We start from the raw sequence: 14589 nt of genomic DNA, 5'->3' as shown, positions 1-14589 counted from the left end.
AGAAGTGCTGAAGCACCGGCACCGACGTCGCAGGAGAGGAAATCCGCCGCATGGGTTCGACGATCTGCCCGAGCCGCAGCAGCCGCGTTGACCTGGACTGGTCGGTGCTGCATGCGGCCAAGGCCACTCCTATTCGAGCGGCGGCAGGCACGGGTCGTGTTCTATCCTCCGAATCGAGTGGGACCGGTTTCGGTCTCGCCCGTGATCTTGAGGAGGTGGGTCCGGTCACTGGGACCGACGCAGGGACCGACAACGGCCAGGCGGAGCTGCCCGAGGGCCAGGGCATGAGCGCGGAGTCGTCCACGGAGCGCAGCGCGCGCTTCGAGCGGGACGCGCTGGAATTCCTCGACCAGATGTACTCGGCCGCGCTGCGCATGACGCGCAACCCGGCCGATGCCGAGGACCTGGTGCAGGAGACGTACGCCAAGGCGTACGCGTCCTTCCACCAGTTCCGCGAGGGCACCAACCTCAAGGCGTGGCTGTACCGGATCCTCACGAACACCTTCATCAACTCGTACCGCAAGAAGCAGCGCGAGCCCCAGCGCAGCGCGGCCGACGAGATCGAGGACTGGCAGCTCGCCCGTGCCGAGTCGCACATGTCGACGGGTCTGCGCTCCGCCGAGTCGCAGGCGCTCGACCACCTGCCCGACTCGGACGTCAAGGAAGCGCTGCAGGCGATCCCCGAGGAATTCCGCATCGCCGTCTACCTCGCGGACGTAGAGGGCTTTGCCTACAAGGAGATCGCCGACATCATGGGGACACCCATCGGTACGGTGATGTCCCGGCTGCACCGGGGCCGCCGTCAGCTGCGCGGCATGCTGGAGGATTACGCCCGTGAGCGCGGGCTGGTCCCGGCGGGCGCCGGAGAGTCGAACGAAGCGAAAGGCTCGGGCTCATGAGCTGCGGAGAGCCGCACGAGACGGACTGCAGTGAGGTCCTGGACCATCTGTACGAGTTCCTCGACAGTGAGATGCCGGACGTCGATCGCGACAAGTTCAAGCAGCACTTCCAGGAGTGCTCGCCGTGCCTGGAGAAGTACGGCCTGGAAGAGGCCGTGAAGAAGCTGGTCAAGCGGTGCTGCGGGCATGACGACGTGCCGACCGACCTGCGCTCCAAGGTCCTGGGGCGGCTCGACCTGATCCGTTCCGGACAGACCGTGCCCGACCACGACGTGACGGCCGCGCCGGTCACGCCGCAGGAGTCCTGACAGCGCCTCCTGACCCCGCCTCCTGACCCCGGAGTCATCACCCGAATGTGCTAATCCGCGGGTCATAAGCCCACAGACCCCCCGACCTCCGCCCTAGGCTCCGGAGCCTGGACAGGTGTGGTCGGGGGAGGGGCGTCATGGAGGCGGTTCCGGCACGGGCACGTGTGTACGTGGCCTGTGTCGCCCTTCTCACCCTGCTCTGTCTGCTGCCGCTGCCCCGGACCCACGCGCCCTGGTGGGCGGTCGCGCTGCTCGCGGCGGTGTACGCGGCCTGCGAGCACCTCGTCCGGCGCCGCTTCGGGGGCACCTTCTACCCCGTCCTCCTGGCCGGGGCCTTTCTGCTGCCCCCGCCCGCCGCCGTGCTGGTGCCGCTGCCGGCCGCCCTGCTCTCCCACGGCGGACAGCCGCCCACACCGCTCCGGCGCGTCTGGCGGGCCGCCCAGCCGGCGCTCGCCGTGTGGGGCGCGTCCCGGGTGCACTGGGCGCTGGGCGGACGTGACGCCGTCGTGGCGTCCGACTTCCCGTACGTGCTCGTGCCCGCCGGGGCGGCCGTGCTGGTCTTCTGCCTGGTGCTGGCCGCGCTCGACGGCGGGGTCCTCGCCCTCGCCGAGCGGGTGCCGGCCCGGCGGGCCTGGCGCGGGCTGCTGTCGCGGTCGCTCGCGCCGATCGCCGCGCACGGACTGGCCGGGCTGATGATGGCCGTGCTCTGGCGCAGCCCCTACGGGCCCGTCGCCGCGCTGCTCGTGCTGCTGCCGATGTGCGTGTCCTGGTGGGTGTTCGCCCAGTACCACCGGGAGCGGGCCGCCCATCAGGCCACCATCCGCGCGCTGGTGCAGGCCGTCGACATCAAGGACGGGTACACACGCGGGCACAGCGAGCGCGTCGGACAGGCCTCCGTGATGATCGCCCGTGAACTGGGCATGGACGACGAGCGCATCGAGGTGCTGCGGTTCGCCGGGATCCTGCACGACGTGGGGAAGCTGGGCGTCCCCACCCGTCTGCTCCGCAAGGACGGACCGCTCACCCCCGAGGAGCGGCGGGTCATCGAACTGCACCCCGAGTACGGTCACGAGATGGTGCGGGGCATCTCCTTCCTCGGCGAGGCCCGCGCCGCGATCCTGCACCATCACGAACGGCTGGACGGAAGCGGCTATCCCTACGGGCTCGTCGGCAACCAGATCCCGGAGTGCGCGCGGGTGGTGGCCGTCGCCGACGCCTTCGACGCGATGACGTCCACGCGGTCCTACAGCAGGGCCCGGCCCGTCCCGACGGCGCTGGAGGAGCTGGAGCGGTGCGCCGGGGCCCAGTTCGACCCCAGGATGGTCACCGCCCTGGCGCGGGCCCTGGCACGACACGGCTGGCATCCCGCCGTCACCGCCGACGAGACACCGTGCGCCACGTCACCGCCCGCGCCCGTCCCCAGCCGGCCCGGAGCGGGGCGATGACGGCGCCCCGCCTGATATGCGGCTCCGCCGGCGCACTCGCCCTCGGCTCCCTGGCCGTCACCCTGTGGACCGGCGTCGACGAGCGGGGAGTCGCCCTCGCCTTCGGCCTCCTCATAGCCGTCGGCGAACTCACCCGCCCCCAAGCTCGCAACTCTGTTCGGGCAATAGGGACCTCCATGACCGGCGCCCGCGCTCGGGAGGCCGCGCCCATCGGCGCCGCCGGAGCACTCTCCTACGCCCTGCTCGGCGAGGTCGCCGGCCGCCCCGCCCAGCACGGAGCGGCACAGGTCGTCACCGTCGTCCTCGCCGCCTCCCTGCTCGGCAGCGTGCCGCACATCTGGCAGGGACGCGGCCCCACCCTCGACCACCTGGCCCGCCGCGTCCTCACCGTCGGCTTCGCCGCCGTCTGCTTCCAACCGCTCTACAGCCGGGGCGTGTTCGAGACGCTCGACGGCCCCGCCTACGCGCTCCTGGTACTCACCCTCCTCGTGCTCACCGAGCTGTGCGACGCCGTCCTGGCCGCCGTACTGGCCCACTCCCGCACCCGGTGGCCGTTCGGCCCGCTGCTGCGGGACGAACTGCGCGGGCTGCTCGGCATCGGGTCGGCGGTGTGCGCGACAGGCGCGGTGATGGCACTGGCGGTCGCCGTCGCGGGCCTGTGGGCGCTGCCCGTGTTCTGCCTGCCGCTGCTGCTCACCCAGCTCTCGCTGCGCCGGTACGCCGCCGTGCGCGCCACCTACCGGCAGACCATCGCCTCCCTCGCCCGGTCCACCGAGGTCGCGGGGTACACCCCGGCCGGGCACGCCCGGCGCGTCGCCACGCTCAGCCTGGCCGTCGGCCGGGATCTCGGGCTGTCCGGGGCCGAGCTGACCGTGCTGGAGTACGCCGCCCTGATGCACGACATCGGCCAGCTCAGCCTGGTCGACCCGGTGCCGGCCGGGGCCACCGCCGGGCTGCCGCCGGCGGAGCAGCAGCGCATAGCGCTGCTCGGCGGGGCCGTCGTACGGCAGACCGGGGTGGACGCGGCGGTCGCCGTGGTGGTGGAGCGACAGGCCGACCCGTACCGGGAGCAGCCGCTGGCCGCGCGGATCGTCCGGGCGGTGAACGCCTACGAGGAGAAGGCCCGGGACGCGGGGCCCGGCGGGCCGCTGACGGCGCTGGAGGAACTGCGGCTGGGAACGGCCGGGAACTACGCGCCCGAGGTGGTGGAGTCACTCGCCCGCGTGCTGTCCAGGGACTGTCTGACCCTGCCGCTTCCTGGGTAACCCATGGGTAATGAGCGCCCTCCACGCCGTACGTGGTTGGATGCGAGGGAGAGGGTGTCCGGGGGCACAAGCCAGCCCACTGTGCGGAACTGGAACTGGCAGGCGGGAATCGTGAGGATCTTCGGCAAGGGACGGCACCGGCCCTCCGCCTCCTGGCGGCAGGCCACCGACCGCGCGTTCACGCTGATCGGCGACGGCCGGTACGAGGACGCGGGCGAGCTGCTGACACGCGCCGCCGACCTGGAGCCCTGGCTGTCCGAGTCCTGGTTCAACCTCGCCCTGCTGCACAAGTTCCGGCACGACTGGGAGCAGGCGCGCGCCGCCGGGCTCCGGGCCGTGGCGCTGCTGGACCGGGAGTCCGGGGCGCCCGACTGGTGGAACGTCGGCATCGCCGCCACCGCCCTGCAGGACTGGCCACTGGCCCGGCGGGCCTGGCAGGCCTACGGGCTGCGGGTGCCGGGCGGAGCCACCGTCTCCGGGGAGCCGCTCGGCATGGAGCTGGGCAGCGCGGCGGTACGGCTGTCGCCCGAGGGCGAGGCCGAGGTCGTGTGGGGACGCAGGCTCGATCCGGCGCGGATCGAGGTGCTGTCCATTCCGCTTCCCTCGTCCGGGCGACGCTGGGGCGAGGTCGTGCTGCACGACGGGGTGCCCCACGGGGAGCGGACCACGGCCACCGGGCACGCGTACCCGGTCTTCGACGAGATCGAGCTGTGGGCCCCGTCCCCCGTCCCGACCTGGGTGGTCCTTCTGGAGGCCGCGACCGAGGCCGACCGGGACGCACTGGAGCAGCTGGCCGCCGACGCCGGCTTCGCGGCGGAGGACTGGTCGTCGTCCGTGCGGCTGCTGTGCCGTATGTGCTCGGAGTCGCGCATGCCGTCCGACGAGGGCGACGGGGTTCATCTCGACCCGCACGACCACAGTGAGCCGGGTCACCCGGGCCCCCTGGGGCACCGGACCGATGGGCAGCTGTGGATGCCCGAGCGGGAGTGCGGGGTGGCTGCGCCGGCTTCGCTGGTGAGGGGGTTGCTGGACGGGTGGGTTGCGGACAGCCCGGACTCCAGGGACTGGCGGGATCTCGAAGAGGTCTGCTAAGGGCCGTTGCCGAGCGCGGGTTCGTCGTGGCTGGTCGCGCCCCCGAGGGAGCGCGTCCACGTACCCTGTATCAGCAACTTCACCCCCGGTTTTTGAGGAAGGCATCGTCGGTCATGGCGCAGCAGGACACCGATCAGCAGCACGCGGGCGTGCTCCCCGTGGACGACGAGGGCTTCGTCATCGACACCGAGGACACGGAGGAGCGCGAGAACGCCTGGCGCGAGCGCGGCACCTCTCGGCCGATCACGGTCGTCGGGAACCCGGTGCTGCACAAGGAGTGCAAGGACGTCACCGAGTTCGGCGAGGAGCTCGACCAGCTGGTCGCGGACATGTTCGCCAGCCAGTGCACCGCCGAGGGCGTGGGCCTGGCCGCCAACCAGATCGGCGTCGACCTGAAGGTCTTCGTCTACGACTGCATGGACGACGAGGGCGTCCGGCACGTCGGCGTGGTGTGCAACCCGAAGCTGGTCGACCTGCCCGCCGACAAGCGCCGCCTGGACGACAGCAACGAGGGCTGCCTGTCCGTGCCGACCGCCTACGCGCCGCTAGCCCGTCCCGACTACGCCGAGGTGACCGGCCAGGACGAGAAGGGCAACCCGGTCAAGGTGCGCGGCACCGGCTACTTCGCTCGGTGTTTGCAGCACGAGACCGACCACCTGTACGGCTACCTCTACATCGACCGGCTCTCCAAGCGCGAGCGCAAGGACGCGCTGCGGCAGATGGCGGAGAACGAGCCACGCTACCCCGTGGTCGCCAACGACTGAGACCCGCGAGACCTCTCGTGGCGCCTGGTCAGGGACTTTCCTGGCCAGGCGTCTTTCGTTTGCCCGTCGCACATTCGATCCATTGTGCGTCTCTAGCGAACCCCAATCAGTCACGTAAGAGGGGATTCTCGGCACCGTGGCGTAGTGAGTGGAGCAAATCCGTTCCCAGACCATGGCTCAACTGACCCTGATCACCGGCGGCGTTGGCGCCGAAGTACCGCTTCGAACGGGTCGGCGGATCGAACGACGCGACCCGTGTGGGCATCATTCTCCGGCCCCGGCGGCTGCTGCTGAAGCCGGTGCCGTGGTGAGACACCCGCTGCCGGCGCGTGCTCAGGCGGCCTCCGGGCCCCGGAACGCGCGTCGGTAGGCGTTGGGGGTGGTCCCCAGCGCCCGTACGAACTGGTGGCGCAGCGCGGCCGCCGTACCGAACCCGGTCCGCGCGGCCACCGCGTCCACCGTCTCGTCCGTTCCCTCCAGCAACTCCTGTGCCAGCAGCACACGTTGGCGCAGGATCCAGCGATAGGGCGTGGTGCCCGTCTCCTGCTGGAAGCGGCGGGCGAAGGTGCGCGGCGCCATGTGGGCGCGGGCGGCCAGCTGTTCGACGGTGACCTCCTCGTCGAGGTGCTGCTCCATCCATCCCAGCACCTCGCCGACCGTGTCGCACGAGTTCCGGGGCAGCGGCCGTTCGATGTACTGTGCCTGTCCGCCGTCCCGGTGCGGCGGCACCACCATCCGCCGGGCGATCCTGTTGGCGACCTCCGGCCCCTGCTCCTTGCGCACGATGTGCAGACAGGCGTCGATCCCGGCCGCGGTGCCGGCGGAGGTGATCACCGGGTCCTCGTCGACGTAGAGGACGTCCGGTTCGACGCGGGTGCGCGGGAAGCGCCGGGCGAGCAGGTCCGCGTGCCGCCAGTGCGCGGCGCAGCGCCGCCCGTCGAGCAGTCCGGCGGCGCCCAGCACGAAGACGCCGGAGCAGACGCTGAGCACCCGGGCGCCCCGGTCCACGGCCCGGCGCAGGGCGGCGAGCAGTTCGGGCGGATAGTCGCGGTCGACGTTTACGTCCGAGGCCGGTACGGCGATCAGGTCGGCCTCGTCCAGCCGGTCCAGTCCGTACGGCGTCGAGACGGTGAGCCCGCCGACATGGGTCCCGAGCCGCGGGCCCTCGGCGGAGACCACGGCGAAGTCGTACACCGGCAGCCCCTCGTCGCTGCGGTCGAGGCCGAACACCTCGCAGACGACGCCGAGCTCGAAGGGATGCACGCCGTCGAGGAGGACGGTGGCCACGTTCCTCAGCATGCTTCCAGTGTGCCATGGGAAGTGGCAGTAATTCGAGGGTGTGCGGCAGTCCTGCCACTGTTTGTAAGGAGTATTCGGCGCGACAGTGGTGTCATGACTACAGCGCAGACAGAAGCCCTGGTCGGAATGACCGTCACCCTCGGGATCCTGGTCCTCCTGGTCCTCCCCTCACTGATCGGCATCGTGCGCGACCGGCGCATCGACCGACAGATCAGGGAGGCCCAGGAGCTCCGGGAGACCGGACGGGATCAGAAGTCCTCGTCCAGGTCGACGGTGCCCTCCACCGCCACCTGGTACGCCGACGGACGCCGCTCGAAGAAGTTGGTCAGCTCCTGAACCCCCTGGAGCTCCATGAAGGAGAAGGGGTTCTCGGAGCCGTACACCGGAGCGAAGCCGAGCCGACTCAGCCGCTGGTCGGCGACGCACTCCAGGTACTGCCGCATCGACTCGGTGTTCATGCCCGGGAGGCCGTCACCGCACAGGTCGCGCGCGAACTGCAGCTCGGCCTCGACGGCCTCCCGCAGCATGTCGGTGACCTGCAGCTGGAGCTCGTCGTCGAAGAGCTCCGGCTCCTCCTTGCGGACGGTGTCCACCACGTCGAAGGCGAAGGACATGTGCATCGTCTCGTCGCGGAACACCCAGTTGGTGCCGGTCGCCAGACCGTGCAGCAGACCCCGGCTGCGGAACCAGTAGACGTACGCGAAGGCGCCGTAGAAGAACAGGCCCTCGATGCACGCGGCGAAGCAGATCAGATTGAGCAGGAACCGGCGGCGGTCGGCCTTCGTCTCCAGCCGGTCCAGCTTCTCGACCTCGTTGATCCACCTGAAGCAGAACTCGGCCTTCTCCCGGATGGAGGGGATGTTCTCGACGGCCGCGAAGGCGGCGGCACGGTCGTCCGGGTCGGGAAGGTAGGTGTCCAGGAGCGTCAGATAGAACTGGACGTGCACGGCCTCCTCGAACAGCTGGCGCGACAGGTACAGGCGCGCCTCCGGGGAGTTGATGTGCTTGTACAGCGTCAGCACCAGGTTGTTCGCGACGATCGAGTCGCCCGTCGCGAAGAAGGCCACCAGACGGCCGATCAGGTGCTGCTCCGCCGGCGTCAGCTTCGCGAGGTCGGCCACGTCCGAGTGGAGGTCGACCTCCTCCACGGTCCAGGTGTTCTTGATGGCGTCCCGGTAGCGCTCGTAGAAGTCCGGGTAGCGCATCGGGCGGAGCGTCAGCTCGAAGCCCGGGTCGAGCAGGTTCTTGGCTTCGGTGGTCATTACTGGCAGGCCTCGCAGGACTCGGGGTTCTCAAGGGAGCAGGCGACCGCGTCGGGGTCGGCGGCCTGCTGGACGGGGATGGTCGCCTGCGCCTGGGCGGCACGGGCGATACGGGTCGCCGGGCGCGAGCGCAGGTAGTACGTCGTCTTCAGACCCTGCTTCCAGGCGTACGCGTACATCGAGGAGAGCTTGCCGATGGTCGGCGTCTCCATGAAGAGGTTCAGGGACTGGGACTGGTCGAGGAACGGGGTCCGCGCCGCCGCCATGTCGATCAGGCCGCGCTGCGGGATCTCCCACGCCGTGCGGTAGAGCGCCCGTACGTCGGCCGGGACCCAGGCGAAGTCCTGCACCGAGCCGTTGGAGTCGCGCAGCGCCTCACGGGTGCGCGCGTCCCAGACGCCGAGCTCCTTGAGGTCCTTCACCAGGTACGAGTTGACCTGGAGGAACTCACCGGACAGCGTCTCGCGCTTGAAGAGGTTGGAGACCTGTGGCTCGATGCACTCGTAGACGCCCGCGATCGAGGCGATGGTGGCGGTCGGCGCGATCGCCAGCAGGAGCGAGTTGCGCATGCCGACGGCGGCGATCCGCTCGCGCAGAGCGGCCCAGCGCTCCGGCCAGTTGAGCTCGGCGTCGTAGTGGTCGGGGTGCAGGACACCCCTGGCGGTACGGGTCTTCTCCCAGGCCGGGAGCGGGCCGCTGCGCTCGGCGAGGTCGGCGGAGGCCTCGTACGCGGCGAGCATGATGCGCTCCGCGATACGGGTGGACAGGGCACGCGCCTCCGGCGAGTCGAACGGCAGGCGCAGCTTGAAGAAGACGTCCTGCAGACCCATCGCGCCGAGCCCGACCGGACGCCACTTGGCGTTGGAGCGGCCCGCCTGCTCGGTCGGGTAGAAGTTGATGTCGACGACGCGGTCGAGGAAGGTCACGGCGGTGCGGACCGTCTCGTCGAGGCGCTTCCAGTCGAGGTCGCCGTCCGTGACGAAGGCGCCCAGGTTCACCGAACCCAGGTTGCAGACCGCCGTCTCGCCGTCGTTCGTGACCTCCAGGATCTCCGTGCAGAGGTTGGAGGAGTGGACGACGTGGCCCGGCTCCGCCGTCTGGTTGGCGGTGCGGTTGGCGGCGTCCTTGAAGGTCATCCAGCCGTTGCCGGTCTGCGCCAGGGTGCGCATCATGCGGCCGTACAGGTCGCGGGCGGGGATCGTCTTCTTGGCCAGCCCGGCGGCCTCGGCCTTGCGGTACGCGGCCTCGAACTCCGCGCCCCACAGGTCGACCAGCTCCGGCACGTCCGACGGGGAGAACAGCGACCACCGCTCGTCGGCGTTGACGCGGCGCATGAACTCGTCCGGGATCCAGTGCGCGAGGTTCAGGTTGTGCGTACGGCGGGCGTCCTCACCGGTGTTGTCGCGCAGCTCCAGGAACTCCTCGATGTCGGAGTGCCAGGTCTCCAGGTAGACCGCGGCCGCGCCCTTGCGCCGGCCGCCCTGGTTCACGGCGGCGACGGAGGCGTCGAGGGTCTTCAGGAACGGGACGATGCCGTTGGAGTGCCCGTTGGTGCCGCGGATCAGCGAACCACGGCTGCGGATCCGGGAGTACGACAGCCCGATGCCGCCGGCGTGCTTCGAGAGCCGGGCCACCTGGTGGTAGCGGTCGTAGATGGAGTCCAGCTCGTCCAGCGGGGAGTCGAGGAGGTAGCAGGACGACATCTGGGGGTGCCGCGTGCCGGAGTTGAAGAGCGTGGGGGAGGAGGGGAGGTAGTCGAGGCGGCTCATGAGCCCGTAGAGCGCGGCGACCTCGTCCACCGAGCGGCTGTTGTCGTCCTCGGCGAGACCGGCGGCGACGCGCAGCATGAAGTGCTGGGGCGTCTCGACGACCTTGCGGGTGATGGGGTGGCGCAGGAGGTAGCGGCTGTGCAGCGTCCGCAGGCCGAAGTAGCCGAATCGGTCGTCGGCGGACGGGTCGATCAGCGAGTCGAGCCGCTCGGCGTACAGCCGTACGAACTCGGCGGTCCGGTCGGCGATCAGCCCCTCGCGGTGCCCCACGGCGACGGACTCGGTGAAGGAGGTGACGCCCTGTGAGGCGGCCTCGGCATGGATGGAGACGGCCAGCAGCCGTGCGGCGAGCTTCGAGTAGGCGGGGTCCTCGGAGATGAGCCCGGCGGCCGCCTCCGTGGCCAGTTCGCGCAACTCCACCTCGTCGGCCCGGGTGGAGCGGCCGCGCAGCGCGGCGGCGGCGACCCGGCCGGGGTCGGCGTCGGGGAGGTCGGCGGTCAGCTCGGTCAGGGTCCGCAGCAGCGCGGTACCGGGACCGTCGGTCTCCAGGCGTGTCGCTGAAGCCGGTTCGGCTGGCGCGATGGTCACGGGGGGGCTCTCCCTCGCTCGGCACGGGGCCTGGCGGAGGGCAGGGGGCAGCACACGAGCGCACACGGCGTCGCGTCCACCGGCCCACTCCACGAGGCCCGGACGTCAGGGCACCCGGACCGGACGGCCGGGCGCACTGTCGACAGGTCCTCGGACTGAACAAGCGTGCGGATGCGCGCAAGTACACCGTTGCGGGACAGTTCCGGATTCGCACCGGATTCCCCTGTGGTGACAGCGAGCATGAGCATACATCTGGTGTCGCGTGAGGGCAGCACCCCCATATGTTGTGTCTGTGGTGTGTTGGTGCGACTCCGGAGCGTGTCAGAGCGTCAGCTCGTAGGTGAGCAGCAGGAGGTCGTCGACGTGCGGGATCGGGTTCCAGTCGCGCTCGGGGACCCGGACGAAACCGAGGCGCTCGTAGATGCGGTGGGCGGCGTGCATCACGTGCTGGGTCGACAGGACGATCCCCGTACACCCCTCGACGGCCCGTGCGCGCTCGACACAGGCCCGCACGAGCGCCTCACCGGCACCACGGCCCCGCGCCGAGTGACCGACCGCCAGCATTCGTATCTCGGCCTCGCCGGGACGGGCGATGTCGGCCATGGGGCCGCCGGACGGCACGAAGGTGACCCCGCCGAGCACCTCGTCGTCCGCGACGGCGACCAGCACGTCGGCGGCGGCCGCCCGCTTGGCCACGTCCTTGAGTTCGCCGAGGTACCAGTCGCTCTCACCGAAGGTCAGCAGGCCGTCCTGGAGGTAGGCCTGGGCGGTGATCTCGCCGAGGGTGGTGTATTCGGCGGGGGCCGCGGGCCGGATCACGATGTCCATGGATCGAGTGTGCGGGACGGGTATGACAACGGGCCTCCGGATTTTCCTCCGGCGGCCCGTCGTCGTACCCGGTGGCCTCAGGGGTACCCGGTGGCGTCAGGGGGTACCCGGTGACCTCAGTGTGCGCTCTCCGCCGTGGCCGGCGGCAGTTCCACCTGGACTCCGGGGTCGCCCGCGTCCGCCGTGTAGTCCTCCGGGCTGGTCTCGTCGATGCCCTCGGGGGCCTTCAGCGCCTTCAGGACGAAGGTCAGGACCACCGTGACGACCACGTTGAGCACGAAGGCGGTCAGTCCGATGTAGCCGATCTCGCCGATGCCCGGGATCTCCTTCGCCGAGCCGCCGAAGTGGTTCTGCGTCGGCGAGGCGACACCGTAGGCGGCGACGGTGCCGTACGCCATGCCGACGGCCCAGCCCGCGAGCAGCGCCCAGCGGTGGAACCAGCGGGTGAACAGGCCGCCGACCAGGGCCGGGAAGGTCTGCAGGATCCAGATGCCGCCGAGCAGCTGGAAGTTGATCGCGACGGTCTTGTCCATGGTCAGGACGAAGACCAGGGCGCCGACCTTCACCAGCAGGGAGACCAGCTTGGAGACCTTCGTCTCCTGCTGCGGCGTCGCGTCCGGCTTGATGAAGTCCTTGTAGATGTTGCGGGTGAAGAGGTTCGCGGCCGCGATGGACATGATGGCCGCGGGGACCAGGGCGCCGATGCCGATCGCCGCGAAGGCCACGCCCGCGAACCAGTCCGGGAACATGTTCTCGAACAGCTGCGGGATGGCCAGCTGGCCGTTCTGCACCTTCACGCCCGCCGCGATCGCCATGAAGCCCAGCAGGGCCAGCAGGCCGAGCATGAGGGAGTACAGCGGCAGGATCGTGGTGTTGCGGCGGATCACGTCACGGCTGCGCGAGGAGAGCGTCGCGGTGACCGAGTGCGGGTACATGAAGAGCGCGAGCGCGGAGCCCAGCGCCAGTGTGGCGTACGTCCACTGCCCGGCCTCCGGCGGGACGAGAGCGCCGCGCGGCTTGCCGGTCGCCGGGTTGACCTGCCCGAACGCCTCGCCCGCCTTCGCGAAGACGTCGTCGAAGCCGCCCAGCTTGATCGGGATGTAGATGATGGCCACCGTGATGACGATGTAGATCAGCGCGTCCTTCACGAACGCGATCAGGGCGGGCGCCCGCAGGCCCGAGGAGTACGTGTACGCGGCCAGCACGCCGAAGGCTATGAGCAGCGGCAGGTCCTTCACGAACCAGTTGGTGTTCTCGCCGCCGCCGACGCCCATCACGTCGAGAACGGCCTGGATTCCGACCAGCTGGAGCGCGATGTACGGCATCGTCGCCAGGATTCCGGTGAGCGCCACCGCCAGCGACAGGCCCTTGGAGCCGAAGCGGCCGCGCACGAAGTCCGAGGTCGTCACATAGCCGTGCCGGTGGGACACCGACCACAGGCGCGGGAGGAAGACGAAGATCAGGGGGTAGACGAGGATGGTGTACGGGACGGCGAAGAAGCCGGCCGCGCCCGCCGCGTAGATCGCCGCCGGTACGGCGACGAAGGTGTACGCCGTGTACAGGTCGCCGCCGAGCAGGAACCAGGTGACCCAGGTGCCGAACGACCGTCCGCCCAGGCCCCATTCGTCGAGGCTGTGCTCGTTCTCGGCCCGGCGCCAGCGCGCGGCCAGGAAGCCCATGACCGTGACGGCCAGGAAGAAGAAGATGAAGACGCCGAGCGCGACGCCGTTCACGCCGTCCTTCACTTCGACGCACCCCCGCCCTGCCGGGCCGACGTGCGGGCGCGCCGGTCACGCTCCCACAGCTTGTACGCGGTCGCCGTCAGCGCGGTGGAGATGACCACCCACAGCATCTGGTACCAGTAGAAGAACGGGATCCCGACGAATGCGGGGTCGGTCTTGGCGTAGGAGCCCACCCACAGCATCGCCACGAAGGGCGCGACGAGACACAGACCGATGACCACGCGGACCGGTGTCACCACCGGTGGTCTCACTTCAGGCGTTTCGGACATGCCAAGGCTCCGTCCCCTCGCTGATCACCTGTGTAATGCGCAGGCAATTTAGGTGACGGCGTCGTGGCAGCGGAAGACCTAATTCGGATATCGGTATGTCGATTTCGGGGTGGTGGCGTGAAGACTTCGGCCCGGGTCAGTCCTGGGGGCGCTTGAGCCTGGCCACGAACTTGTACCGGTCGCCCCGGTAGACGGAACGGACCCACTCCACCGGCTTGCCCTCCCGGTCCAGCGAGTGGCGGGAGAGCATCAGCATCGGCAGGCCCACGTCGGTGCCGAGCAGGCCCGCCTCGCGCGGTGTGGCCAGCGAGGTCTCGATGGTCTCCTCTGCCTCCGCGAGGTGGACGTCGTACACCTCCGCGAGGGCGGTGTAGAGGGACGTGTACTTGACGAGGCTGCGGCGCAGCGCCGGGAAGCGCTTGGCGGACAGGTGCGTGGTCTCGATGGCCATCGGCTCGCCGTTGGCCATGCGCAGCCGCTCGATGCGCAGCACTCGGCCGCCGGCTGCGATGTCGAGCAGCTCGGCGAGGCGGTCGTCGGCGGTGATGTACCCGATGTCCAGCAGCTGCGAGGTCGGCTCCAGGCCCTGGGCGCGCATGTCCTCGGTGTAGGAGGTGAGTTGCAGCGCCTGGGAGACCTTCGGCTTGGCGACGAAGGTGCCCTTGCCCTGGATCCGCTCCAGCCGGCCCTCGACGACCAGCTCCTGGAGGGCCTGGCGGACGGTGGTGCGCGAGGTGTCGAACTCGGCGGCGAGGGTGCGCTCGGGCGGGACCGGCGTGCCCGGCGGCAGCGTCTCCGTCATGTCGAGCAGATGCTTCTTCAAGCGGTAGTACTTGGGCACACGCGCGGTACGGACGGTCGCCCCACCCTCGTTCTCCGCACTGCTGACGTCGGTGCTCATGCTCTGCCTTCCCGGCTCCGTATGCCGAAGCGACCGACATCCCATCGGCCACGGCTCACATCGTGGCACGGCTTCGTGTGACAGGGGTCCGCCCGCACGCTCCGTGGTCTCCCTGTATACCTTTGCGCCCCCCGTTGGTCTAGTCCATCGACCCCCTC

The 14589-nt window shown here is 70.1% G+C and carries 13 protein-coding genes and 1 riboswitch; of the genes, 6 read left to right on the top strand and 7 right to left on the bottom strand.

The window, feature by feature from the left end; genetic code table 11:
• Nucleotides 1–215: 215 nt before the first annotated feature.
• The 6 genes from sigR (at nucleotide 216) to def (ending at nucleotide 5773) form a co-directional block, all read left to right on the top strand.
• Nucleotides 216–899, top strand: a complete 684-nt coding sequence (sigR, locus tag ACIPSA_RS07895) for an RNA polymerase sigma factor SigR (RefSeq protein ID WP_402630144.1) — start codon at nucleotides 216–218, stop codon at nucleotides 897–899.
• A complete protein-coding gene (gene rsrA / locus ACIPSA_RS07890) occupies nucleotides 896–1207 on the top strand; it encodes a mycothiol system anti-sigma-R factor (RefSeq protein ID WP_402630141.1) in 312 nt (103 codons plus the stop codon). The genes sigR and rsrA overlap by 4 nt, the downstream gene beginning before the upstream one ends.
• 137 nt (nucleotides 1208–1344) lie before the next feature.
• The gene (locus ACIPSA_RS07885; RefSeq protein WP_402630138.1) at nucleotides 1345–2652 is read left to right on the top strand and encodes an HD-GYP domain-containing protein; all 1308 of its coding nucleotides are present in this window, start codon (nucleotides 1345–1347) and stop codon (nucleotides 2650–2652) included.
• Nucleotides 2649–3917: an HD-GYP domain-containing protein gene (locus ACIPSA_RS07880; RefSeq protein ID WP_402630135.1), complete on the top strand. Its 1269-nt coding sequence runs from the start codon at nucleotides 2649–2651 to the stop codon at nucleotides 3915–3917. The genes ACIPSA_RS07885 and ACIPSA_RS07880 overlap by 4 nt, the downstream gene beginning before the upstream one ends.
• Before the next feature lie 111 nt (nucleotides 3918–4028).
• Entirely contained in the window at nucleotides 4029–5009 is a 981-nt protein-coding gene (locus ACIPSA_RS07875; protein WP_402631686.1) for a tetratricopeptide repeat protein, read from the top strand.
• A gap of 113 nt (nucleotides 5010–5122) precedes the next feature.
• Entirely contained in the window at nucleotides 5123–5773 is a 651-nt protein-coding gene (gene def, locus ACIPSA_RS07870; RefSeq protein WP_402630133.1) for a peptide deformylase, read from the top strand.
• A 333-nt stretch (nucleotides 5774–6106) separates the two neighbouring features.
• On the opposite strand, the gene ACIPSA_RS07865 is transcribed toward def, so the two are convergent.
• The 7 genes from ACIPSA_RS07865 to ACIPSA_RS07835 form a co-directional block, all read right to left on the bottom strand.
• Nucleotides 6107–7072 carry a helix-turn-helix domain-containing protein gene (locus ACIPSA_RS07865; RefSeq protein ID WP_402630131.1) on the bottom strand — a complete coding sequence of 322 codons (966 nt, stop codon included), beginning with the start codon at nucleotides 7070–7072 and terminating at the stop codon, nucleotides 6107–6109.
• 248 nt (nucleotides 7073–7320) lie between these two features.
• Complete coding sequence (locus tag ACIPSA_RS07860) at nucleotides 7321–8334, bottom strand: ribonucleotide-diphosphate reductase subunit beta (protein ID WP_402630129.1); 1014 nt, start codon at nucleotides 8332–8334, stop codon at nucleotides 7321–7323.
• Nucleotides 8334–10691 carry a ribonucleoside-diphosphate reductase subunit alpha gene (locus ACIPSA_RS07855; RefSeq protein WP_402630126.1) on the bottom strand — a complete coding sequence of 786 codons (2358 nt, stop codon included), beginning with the start codon at nucleotides 10689–10691 and terminating at the stop codon, nucleotides 8334–8336. The genes ACIPSA_RS07860 and ACIPSA_RS07855 overlap by 1 nt, the downstream gene beginning before the upstream one ends.
• Nucleotides 10692–10836: 145 nt before the next feature.
• Nucleotides 10837–10914: riboswitch (cobalamin riboswitch) on the bottom strand.
• A 98-nt stretch (nucleotides 10915–11012) separates the two neighbouring features.
• Nucleotides 11013–11519 carry a GNAT family N-acetyltransferase gene (locus tag ACIPSA_RS07850; RefSeq protein ID WP_402630123.1) on the bottom strand — a complete coding sequence of 169 codons (507 nt, stop codon included), beginning with the start codon at nucleotides 11517–11519 and terminating at the stop codon, nucleotides 11013–11015.
• Between the two features lie 116 nt (nucleotides 11520–11635).
• Nucleotides 11636–13264, bottom strand: a complete 1629-nt coding sequence (gene mctP / locus ACIPSA_RS07845; RefSeq protein ID WP_402630120.1) for a monocarboxylate uptake permease MctP — start codon at nucleotides 13262–13264, stop codon at nucleotides 11636–11638.
• Complete coding sequence (locus ACIPSA_RS07840; protein ID WP_402630117.1) at nucleotides 13261–13530, bottom strand: DUF3311 domain-containing protein; 270 nt, start codon at nucleotides 13528–13530, stop codon at nucleotides 13261–13263. Before ACIPSA_RS07840 ends, mctP begins: the two co-directional genes overlap by 4 nt.
• 136 nt (nucleotides 13531–13666) lie before the next feature.
• On the bottom strand, nucleotides 13667–14431 hold the full coding sequence (locus ACIPSA_RS07835; protein ID WP_402630115.1) for a GntR family transcriptional regulator: 765 nt from the start codon (nucleotides 14429–14431) through the stop codon (nucleotides 13667–13669).
• Nucleotides 14432–14589 lie beyond the last annotated feature (158 nt).

This window comes from Streptomyces sp. NPDC086549 (assembly GCF_044746205.1).
In the GTDB taxonomy this organism is placed as follows: domain Bacteria; phylum Actinomycetota; class Actinomycetes; order Streptomycetales; family Streptomycetaceae; genus Streptomyces.
Note: the sequence above shows the minus strand (reverse complement) of the source record. Positions and strands in the feature narration are given on the sequence as shown.